This window comes from Verrucomicrobia bacterium S94, assembly GCA_004299845.1.
Lineage (GTDB): Bacteria > Verrucomicrobiota > Kiritimatiellia > Kiritimatiellales > Pontiellaceae > Pontiella.
This window is the reverse complement of record CP036201.1, coordinates 805,398-829,840: the sequence shown is the minus strand read 5'-3', so window position 1 is coordinate 829,840 and position 24,443 is coordinate 805,398. Positions and strand designations below refer to the sequence as shown.

Below are 24,443 nucleotides of genomic sequence, written 5' to 3'. Positions count from 1 at the left end.
GTCGGTTAAGCTTCAGACTCTTCAATTGTTTTCTGTACTTCCTGCTCAGCACGGATCTTATTGATCTCGGCTTTCAGCTGCTGAGCCAGGTCATCTTCATTTGTGTTTTTATACAAAAGGGAAATCTGCCGGATAACTTCCTCGGCGGAATCGAGCATAACAGGATTCTCCCGACCCAGCTCAGTATAAATCTGAGCGCAGAGCAGTTCAGCCGGCTGCATCCATTCCGGATCCTGGCTGTTGAATGCGATCACTTTCGCGACCAGTTCCATGGCTTCGGCATACTGCTTCTTAAGCGCAAGCAGTTTTGAAGAAATATACAGCTTATCCGCTGGTGCTTTTGCAGAAAGATCTTCATTCCAGCCATAGTCAGCAATAAGCTGCTCGGCAGTGCCCGCGTCGCCCGAATCAATCAGCGAAAGCACTTTATAAATACGGGCCTTTTCCTGCAGTTCCGCATCGCGCTTATCAGCCTCAATGGTTTCAGCAATATCGATCGTTTTAGGATAATCCTTTGTTTTGTAATAAAGCTCCATCAGCAGCGCGTTGTAACGGGAAAGATTGGATGGGATATCCTTGTACTCCTGATAGGGTTTCAAAGCTGCATTCAGTTCATTGATCACCCGCTCATATTCCCGGTTGCGGTTCATCTCATTGAGTTTGTCCTGATCGATTTTAATATCGAAAACGAGCTCCTCAATGGTATTCGCCCCCAGACGGATCGGGCGGGCCCCTGTACCGGTTGAAAATTCAATCCAGTCGCCGTCACGCCCCACTACCGAGCCTTTCCATGAGCGCCCGCCCGGCATAATAAGTTCAGCCTGCAACGTTGCCGCTTCAGTTGCGGCACCCAGGAGAAAAATACCGGCGAGTGCGACACTGTATATCGATTTGTTCATTATTGTCCCTCGTATTTCTTAAGCTGCAAACGAACCTGTTCGGCAAGCGGATTGGTGTTGGTATATACATCCTCAAGCATCGCTTTGAGCGTTTTCACAGCCTCTTCCTCACGGCCCAGTTTGTTAAGAACATCGGCCGCCGCAATATACCCTTTAGCCGCCCAGTCCCCATCGGCATAGCTTTTGAAAAGCAGGTATACCCGCTGGTAGAAGCTATGAGCTTTTTCCAGATCACCGGCAGCCACAGCACAGTTGCCCATACCGAACATGGCTTCCGCAAACAATGGTCCACGCCATTCCGGAACCCCCATAATCATATTATAAGAAGCCTCAGCATCCTCCAGTCGACCCATCTTGAATTCGGTATCGGCTTTGATCATCTGCGCCCACCCCATATGCGGCTCAGCACCGAACATGCTCTGTGCCTCATCAATCGACCACAGAACATCCTTATAGTTCTCTTCTGCAAGATACATATACGTTTTCGCCCGATAGGCATGCCAAAGCAGATCCGATTCCTCAAAGTTTTCGATGAAATATTCACTCAGACGTCTCATCTGTTCCACGTTTCCGGTATCAGCCGCCGCGTCGCACATCAGGGCAAGAGAAACTGGCGTCGTCAGTTTGAGCGGCACACCATCTTCCAGCAGCTCTGCACCGAACGCTGCAGCAACTTCATCGCCTTCGAGCAGAGCCTGTGTAACCTGCAACCGCAGACGAAGCACTTCATAGCGCGGATCAATATTGGTCAGTTTCAGTTTCACCTTGAGTGCCAGGCTGTCGCGATCCTCATCCGAAAGATGGACGTTGGAAATCTTGACCAGCTCATGAATAATTTTATCCACTCCGATCTGCTCAGCTTCGTTACCGAAACGCTCAATCGCATCCAGATAGGCTTCGACGGCTTCACCAACCTGATCGAGTTCAATCTGAGCCTGCCCTTTCCAGAAGGTTGATTCCGCCACATCCGCCTGCTCCTCCCACCGGTCCTGATAATAGTTCATCAGGTCGATGATTTCCTGCCATTTATACTCGAGCTTATAAACTTTGGCCGCCTGAAATGCTGCATAAGACGCCTGCGCGGCAGTGGTTGCTTTGTCAATCCCGTTACGGTAATCAGCAAGAGCGCGGTCCAGCGTGTAGGGATCCTCATTCGTCGCTTCTTTGGCGGCTTCAATATCACCGCGCATACTGTACGCCTCGGAAATCAGCACATCTTCCGGAAACTTCTCTATGAATTTCGTAAAGACCGCTTCAGCCTCCGCAATCTCTTCGAGACCGAAACGACAGACTCCTTCGCGGAAAAGTGAAGCGGACAAATGTTCGCCGTATTCATTTTCCTTCTGGTACCGCTGAAAATCTTTCAGCGCCATCGCGTAGTTGGCCTGCATCATATAGGTCATACCGCGGTAATATACGGCATCCCCGAAGTGAGAGCTCTGCGGATAATTATCAATAATAATGCCGAACTGTTCACCTGCCGCTTTATAATTCTGATTCTGGAAATATCCGAAGGCCAGCATGTAATAGATATCGGACTGAAGCTCACGTTCCTCCGGGTCATCGCTTTCCGGTAACGCCTCGATATTTTCCTGCATTTCTATTACGTCGGAAAAGTTCTGTTTAATAAGGTTGTCACGCAACAGCATGGAGAGCAACGCCCGAACATACTGTCCGTTCGGCTTTTCCTGCAAGTAGGACAAAATACGCTGCTTAGCCCTCTCTGTCTGACCGATATCATAAAGAATCAGTACGGATTGAAGCATAGATGCTTCGGCGATTTCACTGCTCTGCCCCGACTGATAAAGTTCGTCAAAGAGAACATATCCTTCCCAATAGCGCTTTACTTCTGCATAAATCTGACCGATACGGAACGTGACTTCGTCTTCATAGGGAGGAAGATCTTCAAGCACCTTCTTGGATTCGCGGATATTCTCTATTTCCTTGCGCCGCTCTGCAATATCGCCCTCCGGAATACCCCGCTTGATATCCGCATCAAGCTTGCTGCTCAGAGCCTCAATACGCTTATCCGCATAATCCACCAGCTGTTCACGCGGAAGAACCATGCGATAAAGCAGGAGTGCATTCAGAAAATCTTCATCTTCAAAACGGGCTTTACCCGCTTTCATCAGTGTCAGGTTAAGTGTAATATCGTATTTTGCTTCAGTACGATATACCCGCTGAACCCAACCGAAAAGCTGACGCCAGTTTTCCGCTTCCACCAAGGCTCGAACCACCATAATCTGACAGAGCTGTTCAATACGGGGGTCCTGTGCATGATCGGCGACATAAGCCAGCGGCTCGACCGATTCCGCCCATTTTTCCAACCGGAACCGGGCCTGCCCAAGCAACAGGTTGGCATTATAGAGATCTTCTTTCTCCAGATCCGGAAAAGTCAGCAGTCGGGACGAAATCTCCTCAATTTTATCCCATTCCTCGGTATCAAAAAAACCCTGCGCCATCATACGCAGAGCCATTCTTTCCCGTTTACGGGGCTCATTTGCCAGATATTCATCCAGCACTTTCACACCGGCCGGAGTATCACCGACCTGATAATACGCACGGGCAAGCTGAAAGCGGCAGGTCTGACAGGTCTCTTTCCCCTGAGGATCTGTCAAAGGTGCAGTACGATTAATCACCTCTTTCAACGCAGGAATTGCAGCGCGGTAATCCCCGCGCTGCAGCATGCGGTCTGCAGTTCCGACAAGGTCGGTTATCCCCATGGAGGTATAATCCTGCGCAAAGACGGTTCCCGCTGACAACGCAACGGCCAACAGCACTGTTTTCAAGGCGTGCCCGTAAGAACGGCAGAAAAACTTCATAAACTTACCCCTCGTTACTTTATGTAACAAAATCTTAACAGAGGCTCTTTCAGCCTCTGATTTATCATTCGGAACAGACAACCTGACCGCCCGAAAATACAATAAATGCGATTCGTAACAGCGTATTCCCCCAAAGAAACAATTCAAGTCAATAACCGCAAAAAAAGCATTGCGGCCGGACCTTTTCGTCCCTCAACTCCTTTTCAACGCAAACCGGAGACTACAGCAATAAACGGGCCCAATCCCTGAGAATCTCCAGAAAAAACGAAGCCAAACACACATCCCATTGACGTGCAACACGATCGGAATACAGCACCAAAAAAGACCGATTTTATACGGTTAAACAGGAACAGAATCGAATCTGCAAACTCAGCCCGCCCGCGATACCACCCCATACCGAACACTAAAACTCTGTTTTTTCCATCAGCGACTCTGTTCTGCCGCCCCACGGGCCGCTTCAACCCCGTCTTTTTCCGGTTTCAACACCTTTTCTCCGACCAACCGGATAACCACAGCACCGACCGGCGCCGTAAAAACAATGCTCATAACCGATACCGCAAGAATCACCTCTCCGGGACCGGTATCCATCCCGGCAGTCCGCATGGCCATGAGAGGAACCGCCCCCATCGCCGCCTGAACCGTAGCCTTCGGCCAGTAGGAAACCACAGCGAAAAGACGCTCCCGAACATTCAGCGGACTGCCGAGTAAGGAAAGCCAAACCCCGAAACTGCGGGAAGTCAGTCCGCATAGAATCAGCAGCAATCCGGCCAGACCGGTATTCCAAGCCAGTGAAATATCCACCTGAGCACCGACCAGCGTGAACAGCATAATGGAGGCAAATACCCAAAGTTTTCCCAGCTTGGAAGAAATTTCGTGCGCCATCTGCTCACGTTTTTCAAGAATCATAAATCCGGTGGCCATCACGGCCAACAAAGCCGCAAAAGCAATGCCCAGCTCATCAAGAATATACTGAACACGCACCAGAAGAATAGAAACCCCGATCAGAATCATCGTCCGTTTTGTTGCCCGGGGATTAAACCGCTCAAACAGCTTAAGCAGCAGAAATCCGACCAGCAATCCCACAGTAATTCCTGCCGCAACCGAAACCGGAATACCCGCAAATTTGACCCAAAGATGTTCAGAAGTCCCCGTATACAGACCGAGAAATACGGAAAAAATAACAATGGCCACCACATCGTCCAGCGATGCCGCCGCCAGAATCAGCGTAGGAATCCCCTTTTTCGCCCCCATTTTACGCTCAATGAAACCGATCATCATCGGAACCACAACCGCCGGCGATACCGCAGCCACAATAAAACCGAGCATAGCCGATTCAAGATGAGTAAGCGGAAGCAGATACGGGCCGACCCAGGCAATCGTTACTCCCTCGCAGATTCCCGGAACAAATGACATCAGCAACGCCTGAAGCCCGACACGGTTCAACGTTTCGCGACTCAGCTCAAACCCCGCCCGCAACAGAATGATGATTAACGCAATCATCCGCAGATCAGAAGACGCCGCCAAAAAACCAGGCTCCAGTATATCAAAAACAAAGGGTCCGCAGGCCGCACCCAGAAGCAGCATGCCGAGCAATCCGGGCATTTTAAGCTTTCGGAATATCCAATCCGCCAGCAGCCCCAGCAGAATCATCTCGGCAATGCTTACCGCCATTTTACTCCTTCATCAGATAGTTCTGCACATAATCAGCCACACCATCCTCCAGCGCAGTAAATTCCTCGGCATACCCTGCAGCACGCAGCTTGGTTAAATCCGCCTGCGTATGATACTGATATTTTCCCTGTAAATGTTCCGGCATATCAATAAATGAAATGTTCGGCTCCCGGCCCATCGCCCTGAATACAGCAGAAACCAGATCAACCCATGTACGCGGAGTACCCGTCCCGCAGTTGAAAATTCCGCCGACTTCACGATTTTCGCCGAACCACAGCGTCTCCTTAACTGCGTCCTTCACATAGACGAAATCACGGACCTGTTCACCATCTTCGTAATCCGGACGGTGCGACTTAAACAGTTTCACCTCGCCCGTTTCCAGGATCTGGAAATAGGATTTATGCACCACCGAACGCATATCATCCTTATGCGCCTCACCGGGACCATACACATTAAAATACTTCATCCCGGCAATCTGATCCGCAATCCCCTCTTTCAGCGCCCACAGATCAAACATGTGCTTCGAATAGCCGTACATATTCAGCGGCCTGTACTTCGGCGTATCCTCATCAGCATCCGAATACCCCAGATTTCCGTCTCCATACGTCGCCGCACTTGAGGCATAAACAAAACGTACCCCGTTTTCCAGACAGGTTTCACAGAGTGCTCGAGTATAACCGTAATTATTCTCCGCCAGATAATCAGCATCCTTTTCCGTGGTCGCACTGCAGGCTCCCAGATGATAAATCACCTCAACATCATTCAGCAGGCCATCGCCGATCACGGAAAACAGATCGCCCTTATCGAGATAATCCTCATAGCGCAACCCCACCAGATTTTTCCATTTCTCGCCCGTGCCCAGCGAATCGACAATCAGAATATCGTCCTCGCCCCGTGCATTCAGCTCTTTAACAATATTGCTGCCGATAAATCCGGCCCCGCCGGTTACAATGTATTTAATACCCATTACTTTTCCTCCGACTTCCCGTAGACCTCTAAAACACGCCCGATCACATTCGTGGTGGACCGCCCCTCCACCATTTTCGCAAGCACCACTCTGCCGCCGGCGGCCTCGACCTCTTCGCGGCCGGAAACATAGTGCGCCCAGTCCTCGCCCTTCACCAGCACATCCGGCAGCAGCTCGGCAATCAGATCCCGCGGCTCATCTTCATCGAACAGCACCACATAGTCTACACACTCCAGCGCAGCAATAACCCTGGCCCGGTCCTCCTCGCAGACAATCGGGCGATCATCCCCCTTATTCCGTTTCACAGAAGCATCCGAATTCATACCCAGCACCAGCACATCGCCCTGCTCCCTCGCAAAATTCAGATACGTCACATGGCCGGAATGCAGAATGTCGAAACAGCCGTTCGTGAATGAAACAACCTTCCCCTCGGCCTTCAGACGGGCCCGCTCCGCAACCATTTCCGAACGGCTTTTTATTTTATCCATAAAATTTCTCATAGCCGCAAACGGTGCCGTTTTATTCCGCACATTGGAAGCCGGAAAAAAGAAAAGGCCTGCGTCCGAAACAGATGTCGTAATGCAGGCGAACTCTCTGCCTCCACAGAAAAAAGACGGGAAGGCCATCCGACCCTTTCCCGTCTTTCGCATTTCCTGCTATCAGAAAACCTATGCCTTGGTAAAGCAGAGCGTGGCGTTGTGGCCGCCGAAACCGAGCGAGTTGCTCAGCGCGGCATTGATCTGCATTTCGCGCATTTTGTTCGGCACATAGTCCAGATCACAGTCCGGATCAGGCGTATTGTAGTTAATCGTCGGCGGCGCAATATTATCGCGAACCGCCAGAGCCATAATGGCCGCTTCAACGCCGCCCGCCGCTCCGAGCATATGGCCGGTCATGGATTTGGTGGAACTGACCGCCGTTGCATAGGCCTTCTTTTCCCCCAGCGCCTTTTTAACAGCCAGCGTTTCTCCCTTATCATTGAGCGGTGTACTGGTGCCGTGTGCATTCACATAATCAATATCATCGGGACTCAGGCCGGCATCTGCAATCGCCAGCGCCATCCCGCGGGCCGACTGCACTGCCGAGGCATCCGGAGCGGTCACGTGGTAGGCATCGCCGGTGCGCCCGTATCCGGAAGCATAGCAGTAGATTTTTGCGCCGCGCGCCCGGGCATGCTCTTCAGATTCGAGCACAATCATACCGGCCCCTTCAGACATCACAAAACCGTCGCGTTCAAGGTCGAACGGGCGGGAAGCCGCTTCCGGGTCATCATTACGGCGGCTGGTTGCGCGCAATGCCGCAAAACCGGCAACGCCGAGCATGGCAACCGATGCCTCGGAACCGCCGGCAATCATAATATCGGCATCGCCGTACTGAATCATCCGCATGGCTTCGCCGATCGAATGCGTACCGGAAGCGCAGGCACTGGTAATGCAGAAGTTAGGACCTTTAAATCCATATTTAATGGAAACATAGCCCGAAAGAATATTAGTAATCATCTGCGGAATGAGCTGCGGAGAAACCCGGCGAGGCCCTTTTTCATAGGCTTTCAGACACTCGTTCTGCATCACCTGCATTCCCCCGATACCGGAACTGGCCAGAACCCCCGCACGTTCCTGATCAATCTGATCCGGATCAATCCCGGAATCTTCAATCGCCAGCGTGGCGGCAGCAACACCGTAAATCGAGAACGGATCCATTTTGCGCGCATCTTTCCGGTCCACAAACCGTTCGATATCCAGATCCTTGACTTCACCGGCAATCTGTACGGGATACTGATCAATATCATCCATCTGCTGCACCCGGCCTATGCCCGATCTGCCGTTTTTGATGTTATCCCAGAACGTGCCCAGTTCACTTCCGACCGGAGAAACCACTCCGAGTCCAGTTACAACCACTTTACGCCCACTCATATCCCGTACCTCAAATGTGTTATGATAAATGGCCGGAACACCCCGCAGAGCGGTTCCGGCCATTGAAATAATCAATGTGTCGGTTTATTCGAAACCTTTTTCTTTCAGATAGCTGATTACGCCGCCGACGGAAGTGAGCTTTTCAGCATCTTCGTCCGGAATTTCAGCACCGAATTCTTCTTCGAAAGCCATAACCAGCTCAACCGTATCCAGAGAGTCTGCGCCGAGATCTTCAATGAACGAAGCACCTTCGGTAACCTGATCGGCATTCACGCCGAGCTGCTCAACAATGATATCTTTTACTTTATCTTCAAGTGCCATTTTAATTGTCTCCTTTTCCTAGGTTTACACTTTTAAACGTTACATCACCATGCCGCCGCATGTCGAGAGGACTTGTCCCGTAACATATGCGGAGGCATCGCTTGCCAAAAACAGGGCCACATTAGCCACATCTTCCGGATCACCGAAACGGCCCAGCGGAATCAGCTCTTTCATTTTATTCTGAATCTCTTCATCCAGTTTATCGGTCATTGCAGAACGGATGAAACCGGGAGCAATCGCATTGCAGCGCACGCCGCGGGATGCCAGTTCTTTGGCCACCGTTTTACTGAAGGAAATCACACCGCCTTTTGACGCCGCATAGTTTGCCTGACCGGCATTGCCCATCAGACCGATTACCGACGCAATATTCACAATCGTTCCGGAACGCTGTTTCATCATGCCGCGCATGGCCGCTTTGGTGCAGAGGAACACGCCCTTGAGGTTAACATCAAGAACCGCATCCCAGTCTTCTTCGCTCATACGCATCAGCAGACCGTCTTTGGTGATTCCGGCGTTGTTCACAAGAATATCGATTTTACCGAAATCTTTTTCAATGGATTTAATGCCGGCCGTCACACTGTCCGCATCCGCCACATTCACACCATAACCCGTGGCTTCACGCCCCATGGCTTTTACTTTTTCAACGGTCTCTTCGCACCATTCCGCATTCAGATCGCACACAGCAACATCGGCACCGGCCTCCGCCATTTTCAGTGCAATCGCCTGTCCCAGCCCGCGGGCGGAACCGGTAACCACTGCAACTTTTCCGTTCAAATCAAACATGAGCATCCCCTATCTGTTATTCAAAATCAGTGAGCCGACCGATGTTACGAACTGCCGCACCCTTGTCAATACGCTTTATAAGACCGGCAAGAACCTTACCCGGACCGACTTCAACAAGTTCCTCAACCCCATCGGCAACCAACTTCTGCACGGAAGCCACCCACTGCACCGAGGAGGTGATCTGCTTAACCATATTCTGCTGAAGCTCCGCCGGAACATGAACATCCGCAGTCACATTGGAAAGTACCGGCTTCGCAGGAATTCCCAGCTGAATACCGGAAAGAAATTCATTCATTTTATCCGCGGCAGGCTGCATCAGCGGAGAATGGAATGCACCCGCCACCGGAAGACGCACCGCACGTTTCGCGCCGGCTTCCTTGCAGAGGGCCTCCGCTTTATCAATCGACTCCGCCGTACCGGAAAGTACGGTCTGCGAAAGCGAATTAAAATTGGCTACATGGCAACCGGCTTCGCCGGCAATTTCGAGCAGCTTACCCCCATCAAGATTCATCACCGCCAGCATGGCGCCGGGGTTTTCCTCGCAGGCGGCCTGCATAAATTCACCGCGCGCTTTCAACACTTTAATTGTATCTTCAAAACTGACCGCACCGGAAACATAGAGCGCCGTCCATTCTCCGAGGCTGTGACCCGCAAGCACATCGTATTCGAAATCCGGAAATTTAAGCTCCAGCGCCTTGAACGCCGCCGCGCTGGCTACAAAAATACCGAGCTGCGCATGGTTGGATTTATTCAATTCCTCCTGCGGTCCTTTAAAACAGATTCCTGCCAGATCGTATCCGAGAATTTCATCGGCCTGATCAAATAGCGCTTTACATTCCGGAATAGCCTCCGCCAGATCCTGCCCCATTCCAACAGTCTGCGATCCCTGTCCGGGAAAGACGATAGCTCTCTTCATTATTTCCCCCATTCCAGTACATTCGCGCCCCAGGTAAATCCGCCGCCGAATACCGTCAGCACCACCAGGTCGCCCTTGGAAATTGTTCCATCCTTCACCGCTTCATCCAGTGCAATAGCCAATGCGGCAGAGGAGGTATTCGCATATTTTTCAACATTCGCATACATGCGGTCGGCCACCCCGAGCCGCTTTGAAATGGCATCGATGATACGGATATTCGCCTGATGCGGAATGATGCATTTCACTTCATCAATCGAAATTTCGTTCCGCTCCAGAACCTGCACAACCGTCTCGCTCATGCGTTTTACCGCATGCTTGAACACTTCGCGGCCCTGCATCTTCAGATAATGGTCCTTCCGATCGATCATTTCATGCGAAATCGGATTACGGCTCCCGCCGCCCGGCGTCCACAGCAGATCCGCCAGCGATCCATCGGATCCCATCACCGAATTCATCACGCCCCGCCCTTCTCCTCCGGCCCGCAACACCGCCGCGCCGGCACCGTCGCCGAAAAGAATACAGGTGGAACGGTCCTCCCAGTCCACAAACGTACTCATTTTTTCTGAACCGATCACCAGCGCAGTCTCAACCGAACCGGCCGCGATCTGATTTTTGGCGCTGTCGAGCGCATAAAGAAACCCGGAACAGGCCGCACCGAGGTCATAGCAGAATGCATTTTTCGCCCCGATTTTCTCCTGAACAAAACAGGCGGTGCTCGGAAAAAACATATCAGGCGAAAGCGTAGCAACAATAATCAGGTCAATCTCATCGGCGGAAATCCCGGCATCAGCAAGCGCCCTTTCCGCCGCAGCCGCCCCCAGATCCGAGGCCGCCTGATCGTCAGCCGCAATATGGCGCTCGCGCATGCCGGTGCGGGAATAGATCCATTCGTCGGAAGTTTCGACGATTTGTTCGAGATCCCGATTAGTCAGCACCTTTTCGGGCACATAGGATCCTGTCCCGATGATTGAAACTTTGCGCTTAGCGTCCATGTAGTCGTTCCGTGAAAATACTAGGTTTCGGGATTTATACGCTTTAGCTCATCTTCAATCAAATGGTTTACATGATGATCCACCGCTTCAGTGGCCACCCGAATTCCATTGAATGTTGCAAAAGCATTTGAGGAACCGTGGCCGATAATCACAATCCCGTTAGCACCCAGCAACGGAGCCCCACCATAACTCGCCGGATCCGCATGCGCTTTCATCTCATTAAAGACGCCGCGTGCAAGAATGTAGCCCAGAATGCGGAAAATGTTCTGCTTGAACATCTCCTTAAGCCAGTTGCCGATCATTTTAGCAACAGCCTCACTGGTTTTCAGTACCACATTCCCCACAAACCCGTCACAGACAGCCACACTGACCTTGCCGTCGTAGAGATCCCGGCTTTCGACATTACCGGTAAAATTCATATCCGTTTCCTGCAACAGGCGGAATGTTTTCTTGGTGGTCTCGTTGCCCTTGGCATCTTCTTCACCAATACTCAGCAGACCCACGGACGGATTTTCAACCCCGAGAATCTCCCGGGAATAAATGCTGCCCATCACCGCATACTGCTGAATCATTTCCGGCGTACTGTCCGGGTTGGCTCCGGCATCAAGCAGCACAAACGGCTTATCCGGCGTCGGCATCACGGTAGCAATCGCCGGACGCGAAACCCCTTTAAGGGTACGGAGCTTCAACGTGGCCGCCGCAACAGCGGCTCCCGTGTTTCCGGCCGAAAAAACAGCATCGGCCCGCCCGTCCTTTACCAGTTCCACCGCACGCGCAATCGAGGAATCCTTCTTGCGACGGATCGCCGTCGCAGGAGACTCACCCATGCCCACCACTTCCGTGCAATGGAAAATTTCAATGCAGGAGGGAATCGGACCTTTGTGCTTGTTCAGCTCGGCCTGGATAGCGGATTGATCGCCTACCAGATAAATTTTTTCCAGGCCCTGAAGTTTTTCAGCAGCCTGGATTGAGCCGGCGACAATTTCGCGGGGTGCAAAATCGCCCCCCATCGCATCTACGGAGATACGCATGATCTCTAGTCTTCAGTAACGACCGTGAGAACCTGACGTCCGTTATAATACCCGCAGCTCGGACACGCGCGATGCGGCATTGCCGGAGCACCGCACTGCGAACAGGAAGATGCACGTGCAATCGGCTTTTTCATATTCTGCGCCTTGCGGCTTGCTGTTTTACTCTTCGAAGTTTTTCTTTTTGGAACTGCCATCGCAATCCTCCTTACATCTGCGCTCTGCGCAACGTTATCAGTTAATCATTATAGTTATCAGCCCGAATGTTTCTCCGGAAAAAACTCCATCAATCCCCGGCCGATCACCATTAACCGAGCCACTTCCGCAACTCTCTATAAATTCAATTCATCCAGTGCCGACCAGGCACTCGGACCTTCATCTTTTTCGCACGCACACGAACTTTTGTTCAAATCAGTGCCGCACTGCGCACAAACACCTTTGCACGCCTCGCTGCACACCGGAAACCCCGGCACATGCAACAGAATTTCCTCCCGTAAATCCTCCGTAATATCCACCGAATCGGTGCCTTCCGGGGCGGGACAAGCGCGTAGAAAATCGGAAACCCCCACTCTTGTCGAGAAAAATTCCGCACATCTTGCACACTGCAGTTCCACATCCACATTTAACTCACCGCGTATCACCAGTTCTTCCGACACCCGCTGGGCATACAGCTTATAGTGCACATCCCCGGGATTCCGCAGAAACTGCTCCTCCTCCGCATGCAGAATAGCCCCCGGTTCATCGCCTTCATAATTCGATCCCTCTTCCGGAATCCGCGCCACTAAAATTTTCATAATCGCTTCCTGATTTATAATTCCGGAGTTTGTCTGCTTTTCCCTCCTGGTTTCAAGTTTCAAGTTTCAGGATTGCCATTCCCTTCGGTCATTGCTGTCGCATGCTCCAGCCTCGCTTCGCGTCAAGTTTCCATTCATCCCAATCATTCTGCCTCCAAATCATTTTGCCTATCCCATCGCCGCCCGTTACTTTCCCCCTATGCAATTTTCCGACCTCATCCAGAATGATAAAATCCTGAAAGCCGTCGAGGACGCCGGCTTCACAGAACCGACCCCCATCCAGCAACAGGCGATTCCGGCCATAGGAACCGGCAGAGATATCATCGGCTGCGCCCGTACCGGAACCGGTAAAACAGCCGCCTTTGCCCTGCCGCTGATTCAGCGGCTGGAAGACAGCTGGACTGCCGCCCGCGAAATCCGCGTCCGCGCCCTCATTCTATCCCCCACCCGCGAACTCGCCATCCAACTACTGGAAAATATCCGGAAATTCGCCGCTCATACCGAACTTACCTCATTGCTGATCCATGGCGGAACCGAATACGAAGAACAGATTCTCACCCTGCGTAAAGGCGTCGATATCCTCATTGCCACTCCCGGGCGCATGCTCGACCTGATTGAACGGAAAGCCCTCAAACTTGACCAGGTTGAAGTGTTTGTAGTCGATGAAGCCGATCGCATGCTTGATATGGGCTTTGCACCGGACATCCGCAAAATCGCCCCTATGCTCCCGCAAACCCGGCAGGCCCTCTTTTTCTCAGCCACCATGCCGCCCGACGCCCTCTCGCTTGCTACCGGAATCCTGCATAAGCCCATGAATGTTTCGGCCGATCCTGTTTCCGCCGTTGCCGAAAACATTCAGAAATCACTCTATTATGTAGAAAAAAACAACAAAAATATCCTGCTCAGCTGGATGCTCCACCGACTGAAATACGAACGCATCCTCATCTTCTGCCGCACCCGACGCGGGGCCGACCGCCTGACCGAATCGATGAGAAAGCAGGATCTTCCTGTCGATGTCCTCCACGGCGACAAACCGCAGCACCACCGGCAGCAGCTGCTCGAGGCCTTCAAAACCGGCGAAACACCCATACTGATCGCCACCGACCTCGCCGCACGGGGCATCGATATTGAAAACATCTCCCACATCATCAACTTTGACCTGCCCAACGAACCCGAAACCTTCATCCATCGCATCGGCCGCACCGCCCGCGCCGGCGCTTCAGGCAACGCCATCAGCTTCTGCGACCCGACCGAAAAAGGATATCTGCGCGACATCCAGGCTCACCTGAACGAAGAACTCAAGGTGGTCGAAGATCATCCATTTCATTCCGAACAGGTGAAAAATTTTTCCGGAAACGTAAAATCCAAACACACGCCGGATAAGAAAAAACATGTCAGCAGAATCCGCGAACAGACCACCTGGCGCCTCACGCCCGGTCAGCAGAAACAGCTGCATGCCGACCAAGCCCCCCGGAAAAACGCCCGCCGCAATCCCCGGAAGAAAAAGTAGAACCCCCTTCCGCGCCACGTGACCGACCATCCTCCAGCACAAACCGTCCGCAATCCTCTCCCACACCATCGCATCATTTTGTCCCGCACTGAAAAAATGAAATCATACGGCCCGGTATCAGTGCGCATCATCACCCCGAACAATAAGCCACATCTTCTGCTAACTGTGAACAAGTTGTTTGCTCACAGAAAAAAGCAGTCTTTTTCCTAGGGCCTGTTAACACTTATGCTTGCAATATAAAACAAGTCTGGTACTATCTTTATATGAAAATAACCGAAGCCCAGTACGACAAAATCGCCCATGTGTTGCCGGTGCAGCGAGGCAACGTAACTCTTTCCAATATCGAGGTTTTAAACGCCATTCTCTATGTGGCCGAGCACGGCTGCAAGTGGCGCGGACTCCCCTCTCGCTTTGGAAACTGGCACACCATTTACACCCGCATGAACCGCTGGGCAAAAAAAGGCGTTCTCGCAAACGTGTTCGATGAACTGCAGAAACAGCAGCTCGTGAAGATCAACCTTGAAGCGGTGTCCATCGACAGCACCTCGATCAAGGTGCATCCCGACGGAACCGGCGCATTAAAAAAAACGGCAAACAATCCATAGGAAAGTCCCGTGGTGGCTGGACTACCAAGATCCATTTGATCGCCGCCAACGCCCGGATCGCACTGGATTTCTCCCTTTCCCCGGGACAAGCCGGTGATGGTCCGGAAGGTCGTAAACTACTGGCCAGCTGGGGCGAGGATCGCCCTGAAGGCATTTGCAATGTATTGATGGATAAGGCCTACGAAGGAGATGAAACCCGGCAGCTGGTGTTCGATCTTGACCTCACTCCCGTTGTGCCGCCCAAGGCCAATCGACTTGAACCTTGGGAATACGACAAGGAAATGTACAAGCGGCGCAATGAAGTGGAGCGCCTGTTCCGCCGCTTAAAAGGATTCCGTCGAATCTTCTCCCGCTTCGAGAAACTCGACGTAATGTTCTGTGCGTTCATCCACTTCGCCCTGACTGTGGACATGCTTCCGTTGTGTTAACACGCCCTAAGAAAACCCGCCATTTTATCATTTTCAGTTATTAACACCCTTGATTATGTACGATCGTTCAGTTATATACACAATCACGGTAAGCGGAAAAAAAGCTGCACAAACCTCGAAGTAAACATCATGCCCAGAAAAATCAATTTAGCCGAAAAAATCGAACAATTACGCGCCTTTTACGATGCCGAGGGCCGGGCGCCAAGTTACGCCGAAATGGCGGAGCTTTTCGGCTACAAATCCAAAAATGCCGTCTACGGACCTGTTAATAAGCTGTTAAAACTCGGATATCTCGATCGCGGCAGCGATAACCGCATTTTGCTGACCACCAAAATCATCGGCTCCACCAAACTGCTTGGCACCGTGCAGGCCGGATTTCCCTCACCCGCCGAAGAAGAGCTCGTCGACACCATCAATCTCGATCAGTATCTTGTCCGCCGCCCCGAGGCCACCTACCTGCTCACCGTCAGTGGCGAATCCATGATTGATGCCGGCATTCAGCCCGGCGATCTGGTGCTGGTAGAGAAAGGCGGCGTGCCGAAACAGAACGATATCGTCGTCGCCCAGATCGACGGCGAGTGGACACTTAAATATTTCGGAAAAGACGAACACGGCGTCTATCTCGATCCGGCCAACCCCGACTTCTCCCGCATGCGCCCCGAACGCACCCTCACCATCGGCGGTATCGTCAAAGCTGTTGTCCGGAAATACAACACCTGATTTAAGAAGGAGAACCCATGAAAGCATTGAAACACCATAATCCGCCTTACAACACACTCAGCAACTGCCTGGAAGCTTATTTCGGCGACCGCCACACCTCGCGCAGTTTCCGACAAATAGAGATCCCAAAATGCCGCGAACCGGAACAGGGTCTTAAAACCATTCCCTTCCAGTCACTGCCTCTGCAACTCGATTATATGCACCGCAGGAAACCGAGTCTTTTAGTTCGCCTGCGCAACGGCTTGTAAAACAAACACCGCCGAAAAAGACCTCAATATGCCGCCTCAGCTCGGCCTATCCGGAACGACTACAGTAATCGGCATGGGATTTCAGGATATTAAGCGGCTTTTCTTAGAGAAAAGAGGTTTGTTCCAGCATTTCTCTGGCATGCTGGAGCGTGACATTCGTGGAATCTTTGCCCCCGAGCATGCGGGCAAGCTCTTCGGGACGGGTTTCATCATCGAGCAGCTCCACTTCAGTAAAGGTTCGTCCGTCCTCAACTTTTTTCGAGACTGCCAGATGGCGGTCTCCACAGGCGGCAACCTGCGGCAGATGGGTTATGCAAAGCAACTGATGGTGCCGAGCGACTTCTGCCAATTTACGACCTACCGCTCCACCGATTTCACCACCGATATTCGCATCGATTTCATCAAAAACCAGTACAGGAATCCGGTCCTGTTTCGCAAGCACCGCTTTGGTGGCCAGCATGACCCGGGAAATTTCGCCGGAAGAGGCAATCATACGCAATGGCCGCATATCTTCGCCGGCATTCGGAGCAAACCCGAAATCAATAACGTCCATGCCGGTCGGGGTCGGCTCACAAGGAGAAATCTGCACATCAAAAAAGCCATGCTCAAAACCGATATCAACCAGTTCCCGGGTGATACATTCGGAAAGATGGTCGGCCACATTTTCACGTGCCGCCCTCAGCTTTGCTCCGGCCTGGTCCAGATCCTGAAAAATAAGCGTCAGCTGATTTTCCAGTTCCTCCCGTTTTTTATCGCGCCCCCGAAGCTCTCGAAGCTGCTCGGCCCACTGCGCCCCATTTTCAAGAACCTCCTCTACGGTGCTTCCGTACTTACGCTTCAGCGTCTGATAAGTGGTCAGGCGGTCATCCAGCCACTCCATACGCTCAGCACCGGCATCAATATCTCCGGCAGACTGCTCAATAGAACGCACCACCTCCTGAACTGAAGTGACGGCGCTTTCGAGCTCATCGTGCCACTCCTGCGCCTCAGGCATCAGTTTCACCAGCTGATTCAGCGCCTGCTGCGCGGATACCAGGCCGTCAAACGCACAGCCCTCACCTTCAGTCAGCGCCTGAACGGTCCCGTTGGCCAGCTCAATCACATGCTGGGCATTGGCGATTTTACTGTGCTCCTCTTCAACTTCCGCTTCCTCTTCAGGATTCAGATTGGCGGATTCAATTTCATTCACCCGGTATTCAAGAAACTCAATCTGTCGCTGCAGATCCTCCTCATTATCGGAATTAAGCGCATCGAGCCGCTTCTGTACTTCACGGTATTTCCGATAGTGCTCCAGATATTCGCTATGATCGATCTGCCCGAATGCATCAAGAATTTGCAACTGAACATGCTGATCCAGCAGTGACTGATGATCATACGGCCCGTGCATATCCACCAGCACTTCACCCAGCCGTTTTAACGCATTCAATGTAACCGATTCGTCGTTAACAGTTGTTTTATTCGATGTACCGGTAATGACCCGGCGGATGATCAACAGACCGCCATCACAAGGTTCCAGCCCGATATCCTCTAAGATCGTATTAACAGCTCTGCAGTCCTCCAGCCCGAATTCCGCATGTACCGAACAGGAGGTTTCGCCGGTCCGGATCATCGATTTATCCGCACGTTCTCCAAGTAGGAGGCGCAATGCACCGATCATAAGCGATTTTCCCGCCCCGGTTTCACCGGTAATGACATTGAGCCCTTCCGAAAAGCCGACCTGTACATCGTCGACAAGAGCCAGATTTTTAATTTTTAACGTCCTGAGCATATTCCGGCGGAGTATCCAAACTTCACCGGGTTTGCGCAAGCCGGATTAATCAGGATTGAAATGTTCACTGGCCGCCTGATTCTCCTCCTCCCTGCGCATCTCTTCAAAAGAGATGATAAAAGCAACCACCACACGCAACAGAATAAGAAATAAAACGGGACCGCCTATAAAATAAAAAGCGTCGGGAAGCTCCAGCGGCTGCCGGGAGCGGTAACCTCGGTATTCTGCACGAGTTTCCCCCGGACGGCCTTCTGTCTGATGAGATAATCATCTGCCGTAACTCCATAAACCGCCGTTACTTTTTTTCCATTTTCCGAAGCGGCCAACACTTCACCCTCTTTTGCCGCATCCTGCGCCGGCACTGAAACCGATAACAGCAGGACCGCAACCAACCATGATATACCTTTGTTTTTCAATATCATATTAACACCCGGAAAGAAAGTAACAAAAAGATATCATAATAGAATTCTAAAATATTATTTTTTCACTCTCCCTTCGCCACGCATCTACCGGCAAATCCAGCCCCAGACCGAGCATATAATTATATGTCGCACGCTTCAGCACCTTCCCGACGACATCAGGGTCATGATCAAATGCCGTGTAGAACGGAATCTCGTTCTGCGCAAAAAAAGCCGGCGGAATTTCCGGAACGGTGACATTATATTGCTCCGGATTTTTCGCAATCCGGCTATGGGCCGTCAGGGCAAACCGATGCCAATACGCCGAATGCAGCACACCACGGTCGAAAAGATCGCGCACAGCTTCCAATGCCTGGAAAATCTCGGCCTCAGTCTGCGTCGGGAAACCATACATCAGGTAGGCATGAGTCAGAACCCCGGCCTCAGCCAGATCGGTAAGCACACGCATAGCATGCTTCATCACAATGCCTTTCTGCATCAGCTTCAACGTCCGGTCACATGCTGTTTCCAGCCCCCCGGTAACCGCAATACAACCCGCATCGGCCATTTTACGAATCAACGCTGTAGAAAATCGTTTTTCATACCGGATATTCCCCCACCACTCAATTTCGAGTCTGCGCCGCTGAATTTCATCACACAGGCCGTCGAGCAGATCCGGCGGCAACGCTTCATCCACAAAGTGAAAACCGCTGAAACCGGTTTCATTCATCACATGAACGATCCAGTCGCAGATCACTCCCGGATCTGCCGGATCATAACGACAGATATAATCAATGGAGGTATCACAGAATGCACAGCGACTCCAACAGCACCCGTGCGCCAGCACCAGTTTATTCCACCGATCTTCCGACCAGAGCCGGGTCACCGGATTGAGTGTCTCGAACACCCCGAAATAGTCATCAAGCTCCAGCCCCCGAAAATCAGGCGGTGGAAGATCCCCATGCGGCACCTCGGTCTTTTCCGCAGACATAAACACAACCCGGCCATCCACCCGCTTAAAGGTCCGTACCGGATCCCCGCCCCCGGCCAGCTGTTTAAGCGGTAGAAAACCACTGTCGAGCGTAATACTGTCCACGTACTCGAAAATCGACGGATCGGCAAGACGACGAAGTTCAGTATTCACATACCCTCCGCCCAGCACAATGTGCACCCCTGCACAGGTATGCTTTATACGACGCGCGATAATCAGTGCTCCAAGCAGACACCCCGGAAACGGAACGGTCAGCACAACCATTCCGGGACGATGACGAATCATTTCCTCATCCGTCAGTTCTTCCACCCACTGAAAAAACAAGGAACGGCCTCTCTCAAGTTCATTCCGTATTTTCCCAAAATCCGGAACACTGGCGGCCAGTTTTTCTCCGTAACGGGAAAACCCGAAATTCGGATCCAGCCCAGCGGCAGCATCGGCAATATCGTCAAGATACAGACCGGCCAGATAGCGCGCACGATCCATGGAATCCAGTCCACGGAAATTCCATCCGAGCTGCTCCTCCATTTCATAGGCCCGGGCCAGATGCGCGCCTTCAGGCAGCCAGCCCCGTTTCAGAATCTGTTCTGCCGCGCACGGATTCCGGTTCTGCAGATAAGCTATGACCGGCTCAACCGTTTTCAGATAGGGCTCGGCGGCCTCCGGCAGAAACTCCAGCGCTTCAAAAACTGCAGACAGCCCTTCGCGGGAAAATAATTTCAACAAAAGTTTCAACGAAAGGTCAGACTGAAAAGCATCGTGCCCCTGCGCTTTAAGCCAGGCCGTAAGCAACGGCGTGGCGGCATAGGGCGTATTGGGCTGAAGCAGCGGCGGTGTAATCAACAGTATTTTCATGGTTGCAGGTTTTAAAAATATAGGTTCAATGTACGTATTTCCAACTGTAATCCGTAATATGATTGCACGGGAAAAGCTGAATATGCATTAATGAGAATCTTTTACGAATCTGAGGGACTTCTACTATGGCAAAACCTATTTATGCAGGCACATATAACAACCGCGGCGGCGGTCGATGGAAGACCGTTTTTGTGGTCATCATCCTGATCCAGGTTGCACTGGTGGCGGCATACATGATCTGGCAGAAAGACAAGAAAACCGATGATCCCGAAACCGCCGGCACGCCGGAACCGGCTGTTCCAGCCATGATGAGCACGCCGGAACCGCTGGTTCCGGGAATTCCGGAACCGATCCATTCCGTTGAAGCATCCCCGGCCATCCTTTCAGCTATTTCCGATGCGGAGGCGGCACTCGAAGCCGGTCAATTGCTGGAAGCCAAAAGCCAGCTCGATGACATTGTTGCCCGTTCTCCTAACGATAAAGCCATAGAGTTGCTTGGCGATGTGAATATCAGGCTTCTGAAATCATCAATCCCGATGCCCGGGAAAGAGCGCTATTCCATTCAACCGGGTGATTATCTTCAGAAAATCGCCAAGAAATACAACATCACTGTAGCTCTCATCAAAGATATGAACGGCATGAAGACCGATACAATCCGGGCCGGTGCCGCATTGGTGGTATATAACGGAAACTTCAGCATCCGCGTTTCGAAAAGCCGGAACACCCTGGATCTCATGGCGGGCGACAAACTGTTCAAACGCTATCCCGTCGGAACCGGTAAATTCGGAAAAACACCGGCCATCGAATTCAAAATTGTGGACAAAATCACCGAGCCGCCGTGGACCCGCTTTACAGACGGCAAGCAGATTGAATACGGCGATCCCGAGAATGTGCTGGGTACCCGCTGGATGAAGATCGTATCGGACGAACACCCGGAAATTACCGGCTTCGGGATCCACGGAACCTGGGAGCGCGACAGCATCGGCAAACAGTCCAGCGCCGGCTGTGTCCGCATGCTCAACGAAGATGTTGAAGAACTGTTCGACATTGTTCCGCGCAAAACAACCGTTATAATCAGCGACTAATTTCTTAGGAGAAAATATGAGTGCACCGTTCAGTCTGCCCTTTGAGAGCCCGATACAGGTTCTGGAAACCAAACTCGCCGAGCTTGAGGCGTTCAGTCAGGAACAGGACATCGATGTTTCCCACGAAATCCAGAACATGAAGGAAAAGATCGAGCAGACCCGTACCGACATCTACGCCAATCTTACGGCATGGCAGAAAGTCCAGGTGGCCCGTCACCCGAACCGGCCCTATACCATGGATTATATCAACGCCATGTGCACCGACTTCGTAGAAATCCATGGTGACCGTATTCACCGCGACGACCGAGCCATCGTCGGCGGCTTCGCCAAACTTGACGGGCAGAAAATCATGATTATCGGTTCCCAGAAAGGACGCGATACAAAATCCAACGTGGAAACCAATTTCGGTTGCGCTCATCCGGAAGGATACCGCAAAGCGCTGCGCCTGATGAAACTTGCCGACAAATTCAACATACCGATCGTTACCCTGATTGATACCAAAGGCGCCTACGCCGGTCTGGAATCCGAGGAACGCCACATTGCCGAAGCCATCGCGGTAAACCTGCGGGAATGCTTTAACCTCAAAGTTCCGATCATCTGCGTCATCATCGGTGAAGGCGGATCCGGCGGCGCGCTCGGCATCGGCATCGGGAACCGCATTCTCATTATGGAACACGCCTACTACTCTGTGATTTCACCGGAAGGATGCGCCGCCATTCTCTGGAAAGACCGCGCATACTCCGACAAAGCTGCCGAAGCCCTGAAGATTACCGGAAAAGATTTAATGGAGCTAAAACTCGCGGATGCCATAATCCCTGAACCCAAAGGCGGTGCCCATACGGATCACGATGCGGCAGCTGCAAATCTTAAAACCGCTCTGCTCGAAAATCTGGCCGAACTGAAAGCCATGACCGATGAAGAAATCCTGGAAGACCGTTACAACAAGTTCCGTGCCATGGGCGAATTTGAAGGTAGCATTGCCTAAAAAATCAGCACCTTGCTTTTCAGTGAACCCGAATAATACTTTGATGAATTATTCACACATTTAAATGTATGAAACTCATAAATATTCAGTGTGATTGCGGATTTATAACTCATACATTCAAATGTATGAAATAGATACTTCAGGGCCGGCTGATTTCGACGGCAGACGCCCGGGCAAAGCGCAGGGCTCCCGGTTTATCAATGGTCACAATCACTCGCTTGACCATTTTGTTTGCCAGAGCAATTTCGGCGACATGTTCTGCCAATGATTCTATCAGCTGGAACGAACTACCCTCTACAAGAGCTAGAATGGCCTTCTTTATGGCTTTGTAATCGACCGTTTCCTCAATGTTATCCGACCGTCCCGCCGAACGCAGATCGGCATGCATTTCCACATTAATCACAACATCCTGCTTTTCACGGCGTTCTTCCGGATAAATGCCGATGATGCACCGTAGCGCCAAATCGCGAATAAAAATCTTATCCATAACCTCTCCTATATTGCTCCCATCGCAGCCCCCCTCAACCGCAATTGGAAATCAACAATTTAAAAATACGGCAAAGCCGCCTATACTCCCTGATTAAACACACCATTACCCAGCAGATGCTGACCGCCGTCCACGAAAATAACCTGACCGGTACAGTAGTCTGCTTTCAGAAGAAAAATAGCGGCCTCCGCAATATTTCCAGGTGTTGGAAAAATCTCCAGAGGAATCCGCCCTGCCCGCTCAGCAAAATGTTCTCCGCTATCCCCCGGAGGAGGAAGAATCGGTCCCGGTGCAACACCATTCACACGGATCCCCGGTGCCAGTTCGAGCGCAGCCAGTCTGGTCAGCTCTTCCAATCCTTTCTTGGAAAGAGAATACGGCAGTGCCGAAGAATCATTGGCACGAATACGTCGATCAAGTAGGTTTATCACCGCACCGCTTCCGGCCTGTTGTGCAAAACAGCGGATCAGTTCCAACGGTGCAAGCAGATTTACATTCAGTTCCCGAAGCGCACGCTCAGGCCGGGCCTCAGCCAGAGAATCTCTCGTGAAAAGTGAGGCATTGTTGATCAGTATATCCAGCGGTCCTGCAGTCTCGACCAGTCCGGATACCTCTTCCAAATTACCCAGATCTGCCCGAACCGTATAAGGTGAAAGTGCCTCAGCCTCCGCTTGAGAACCGAGATAGTGAACCACCACCTCTGCACCTTCCGCCTGAAGGGCCCGAACAATCGCTTTGCCGATTCGCACCGCTCCACCGGTCACCAACGCTCTTTTTCCTGAAAGATTCATAATAAACTCCAGCATAAGCACCTTTTTCAGTCATTGGAAGTTTAGCCTTTCCTTTTTCCTGACTCTGGAAAAAAATACTTCTGCATCTAACGGAGAAATTTCCATGCTTCGGATATTCCTATTCACACTGACTTCCCTGCTGCTGTCGCTCCCGGCAAAAGGCCGGACTACCAATGAAACCCCGCTGGTTTACATCGTACCGATCAGAGATATGATTGAACCCGCATTGGTCTATGTGATCCGGCGCGGCGTCAATGACGCCGTCAGCAAAAACGCCGATGCCATCATCTTTGAAATGGATACCCCCGGCGGCGCAGTGAATGCGGCCAAGGAGATCATTGACATCATCGGTAAGATCGAAATCCCGACCTATACCTTTATTGAACAGGATGCCTATTCCGCCGGCGCGATCATTGCCATGGCCACCCCGAACATCTATATGGCCCCGGCAGTGTGATCGGTGCAG

At 51.7% G+C, this 24,443-nt stretch carries 25 protein-coding genes; 7 read left to right on the top strand and 18 right to left on the bottom strand.

Annotated features, from left to right (window positions below):
• Positions 1-5: 5 nt before the first annotated feature.
• From EGM51_03590 to EGM51_03530, 13 genes are all read right to left on the bottom strand, one after another.
• The gene (locus tag EGM51_03590) at positions 6-899 is read right to left on the bottom strand and encodes a hypothetical protein (GenBank protein ID QBG46523.1); all 894 of its coding nucleotides are present in this window, start codon (positions 897-899) and stop codon (positions 6-8) included.
• Positions 899-3,721 carry a tetratricopeptide repeat protein gene (locus tag EGM51_03585; protein QBG46522.1) on the bottom strand — a complete coding sequence of 941 codons (2,823 nt, stop codon included), beginning with the start codon at positions 3,719-3,721 and terminating at the stop codon, positions 899-901. Before EGM51_03585 ends, EGM51_03590 begins: the two co-directional genes overlap by 1 nt.
• Positions 3,722-4,144: 423 nt before the next feature.
• The gene (locus EGM51_03580; GenBank protein ID QBG46521.1) at positions 4,145-5,392 is read right to left on the bottom strand and encodes a sodium:proton antiporter; all 1,248 of its coding nucleotides are present in this window, start codon (positions 5,390-5,392) and stop codon (positions 4,145-4,147) included.
• 1 nt (position 5,393) lies between these two features.
• Complete coding sequence (gene rfaD, locus EGM51_03575; protein ID QBG46520.1) at positions 5,394-6,359, bottom strand: ADP-glyceromanno-heptose 6-epimerase; 966 nt, start codon at positions 6,357-6,359, stop codon at positions 5,394-5,396.
• Positions 6,359-6,859 (bottom strand): D-glycero-beta-D-manno-heptose 1-phosphate adenylyltransferase, encoded by a 501-nt coding sequence (rfaE2, locus tag EGM51_03570; GenBank protein ID QBG46519.1) that lies wholly within the window; start codon positions 6,857-6,859, stop codon positions 6,359-6,361. Before rfaE2 ends, rfaD begins: the two co-directional genes overlap by 1 nt.
• A gap of 168 nt (positions 6,860-7,027) precedes the next feature.
• Positions 7,028-8,272, bottom strand: a complete 1,245-nt coding sequence (gene fabF / locus EGM51_03565) for a beta-ketoacyl-[acyl-carrier-protein] synthase II (protein QBG46518.1) — start codon at positions 8,270-8,272, stop codon at positions 7,028-7,030.
• A gap of 84 nt (positions 8,273-8,356) precedes the next feature.
• Complete coding sequence (locus tag EGM51_03560; protein QBG46517.1) at positions 8,357-8,593, bottom strand: acyl carrier protein; 237 nt, start codon at positions 8,591-8,593, stop codon at positions 8,357-8,359.
• 39 nt (positions 8,594-8,632) lie between these two features.
• Complete coding sequence (gene fabG / locus EGM51_03555; GenBank protein ID QBG46516.1) at positions 8,633-9,376, bottom strand: 3-oxoacyl-[acyl-carrier-protein] reductase; 744 nt, start codon at positions 9,374-9,376, stop codon at positions 8,633-8,635.
• Positions 9,377-9,392: 16 nt separating this feature from the next.
• Positions 9,393-10,304, bottom strand: coding sequence for a [acyl-carrier-protein] S-malonyltransferase (gene fabD, locus EGM51_03550; GenBank protein ID QBG46515.1), 912 nt, complete (start codon positions 10,302-10,304; stop codon positions 9,393-9,395).
• The gene (locus tag EGM51_03545) at positions 10,292-11,284 is read right to left on the bottom strand and encodes a ketoacyl-ACP synthase III (GenBank protein QBG46514.1); all 993 of its coding nucleotides are present in this window, start codon (positions 11,282-11,284) and stop codon (positions 10,292-10,294) included. The genes fabD and EGM51_03545 overlap by 13 nt, the downstream gene beginning before the upstream one ends.
• Before the next feature lie 20 nt (positions 11,285-11,304).
• Positions 11,305-12,315: a phosphate acyltransferase PlsX gene (gene plsX / locus EGM51_03540; protein QBG46513.1), complete on the bottom strand. Its 1,011-nt coding sequence runs from the start codon at positions 12,313-12,315 to the stop codon at positions 11,305-11,307.
• A gap of 5 nt (positions 12,316-12,320) precedes the next feature.
• Positions 12,321-12,509 carry a 50S ribosomal protein L32 gene (locus tag EGM51_03535; GenBank protein ID QBG46512.1) on the bottom strand — a complete coding sequence of 63 codons (189 nt, stop codon included), beginning with the start codon at positions 12,507-12,509 and terminating at the stop codon, positions 12,321-12,323.
• A gap of 135 nt (positions 12,510-12,644) precedes the next feature.
• Positions 12,645-13,106, bottom strand: coding sequence for a DUF177 domain-containing protein (locus EGM51_03530; GenBank protein QBG46511.1), 462 nt, complete (start codon positions 13,104-13,106; stop codon positions 12,645-12,647).
• Between the two features lie 199 nt (positions 13,107-13,305).
• Between EGM51_03530 and EGM51_03525 the strand changes: the two genes are divergently transcribed.
• From EGM51_03525 to EGM51_03510, 4 genes are all read left to right on the top strand, one after another.
• Complete coding sequence (locus tag EGM51_03525; GenBank protein QBG46510.1) at positions 13,306-14,616, top strand: DEAD/DEAH box helicase; 1,311 nt, start codon at positions 13,306-13,308, stop codon at positions 14,614-14,616.
• Positions 14,617-14,879: 263 nt separating this feature from the next.
• A protein-coding gene (locus EGM51_03520; GenBank protein ID QBG46509.1) for an IS5 family transposase occupies positions 14,880-15,649 on the top strand; the annotation gives its coding sequence in 2 pieces (ribosomal slippage) (positions 14,880-15,195 and positions 15,195-15,649; 771 coding nt in all).
• Positions 15,650-15,778: 129 nt separating this feature from the next.
• A complete protein-coding gene (lexA, locus tag EGM51_03515) occupies positions 15,779-16,369 on the top strand; it encodes a repressor LexA (GenBank protein QBG46508.1) in 591 nt (196 codons plus the stop codon).
• A 17-nt stretch (positions 16,370-16,386) separates the two neighbouring features.
• Entirely contained in the window at positions 16,387-16,617 is a 231-nt protein-coding gene (locus EGM51_03510) for a hypothetical protein (GenBank protein QBG46507.1), read from the top strand.
• A 103-nt stretch (positions 16,618-16,720) separates the two neighbouring features.
• Here the strand turns inward: EGM51_03510 and recN are convergent, their stop codons facing one another.
• The 3 genes from recN to EGM51_03495 form a co-directional block, all read right to left on the bottom strand.
• Positions 16,721-18,385 carry a DNA repair protein RecN gene (gene recN, locus EGM51_03505; protein QBG46506.1) on the bottom strand — a complete coding sequence of 555 codons (1,665 nt, stop codon included), beginning with the start codon at positions 18,383-18,385 and terminating at the stop codon, positions 16,721-16,723.
• Positions 18,386-18,549: 164 nt separating this feature from the next.
• Entirely contained in the window at positions 18,550-18,807 is a 258-nt protein-coding gene (locus tag EGM51_03500; GenBank protein QBG46505.1) for a hypothetical protein, read from the bottom strand.
• 46 nt (positions 18,808-18,853) lie between these two features.
• Positions 18,854-20,629: a radical SAM protein gene (locus tag EGM51_03495; protein ID QBG46504.1), complete on the bottom strand. Its 1,776-nt coding sequence runs from the start codon at positions 20,627-20,629 to the stop codon at positions 18,854-18,856.
• Between the two features lie 125 nt (positions 20,630-20,754).
• On the opposite strand from EGM51_03495, the gene EGM51_03490 reads away from it, so the two are divergent.
• Together EGM51_03490 and EGM51_03485 are read left to right on the top strand one after the other, a co-directional pair.
• The gene (locus EGM51_03490; protein QBG46503.1) at positions 20,755-21,714 is read left to right on the top strand and encodes a LysM peptidoglycan-binding domain-containing protein; all 960 of its coding nucleotides are present in this window, start codon (positions 20,755-20,757) and stop codon (positions 21,712-21,714) included.
• A gap of 16 nt (positions 21,715-21,730) precedes the next feature.
• A complete protein-coding gene (locus EGM51_03485) occupies positions 21,731-22,699 on the top strand; it encodes an acetyl-CoA carboxylase carboxyltransferase subunit alpha (protein QBG46502.1) in 969 nt (322 codons plus the stop codon).
• Between the two features lie 139 nt (positions 22,700-22,838).
• On the opposite strand, the gene folB is transcribed toward EGM51_03485, so the two are convergent.
• Both folB and EGM51_03475 read right to left on the bottom strand, forming a co-directional pair.
• A complete protein-coding gene (folB, locus tag EGM51_03480) occupies positions 22,839-23,186 on the bottom strand; it encodes a dihydroneopterin aldolase (protein QBG46501.1) in 348 nt (115 codons plus the stop codon).
• An 80-nt stretch (positions 23,187-23,266) separates the two neighbouring features.
• Positions 23,267-23,992, bottom strand: coding sequence for an SDR family oxidoreductase (locus EGM51_03475; GenBank protein QBG46500.1), 726 nt, complete (start codon positions 23,990-23,992; stop codon positions 23,267-23,269).
• Positions 23,993-24,080: 88 nt separating this feature from the next.
• Between EGM51_03475 and EGM51_03470 the strand changes: the two genes are divergently transcribed.
• Positions 24,081-24,434: a hypothetical protein gene (locus EGM51_03470; protein ID QBG46499.1), complete on the top strand. Its 354-nt coding sequence runs from the start codon at positions 24,081-24,083 to the stop codon at positions 24,432-24,434.
• Positions 24,435-24,443: the final 9 nt, after the last annotated feature.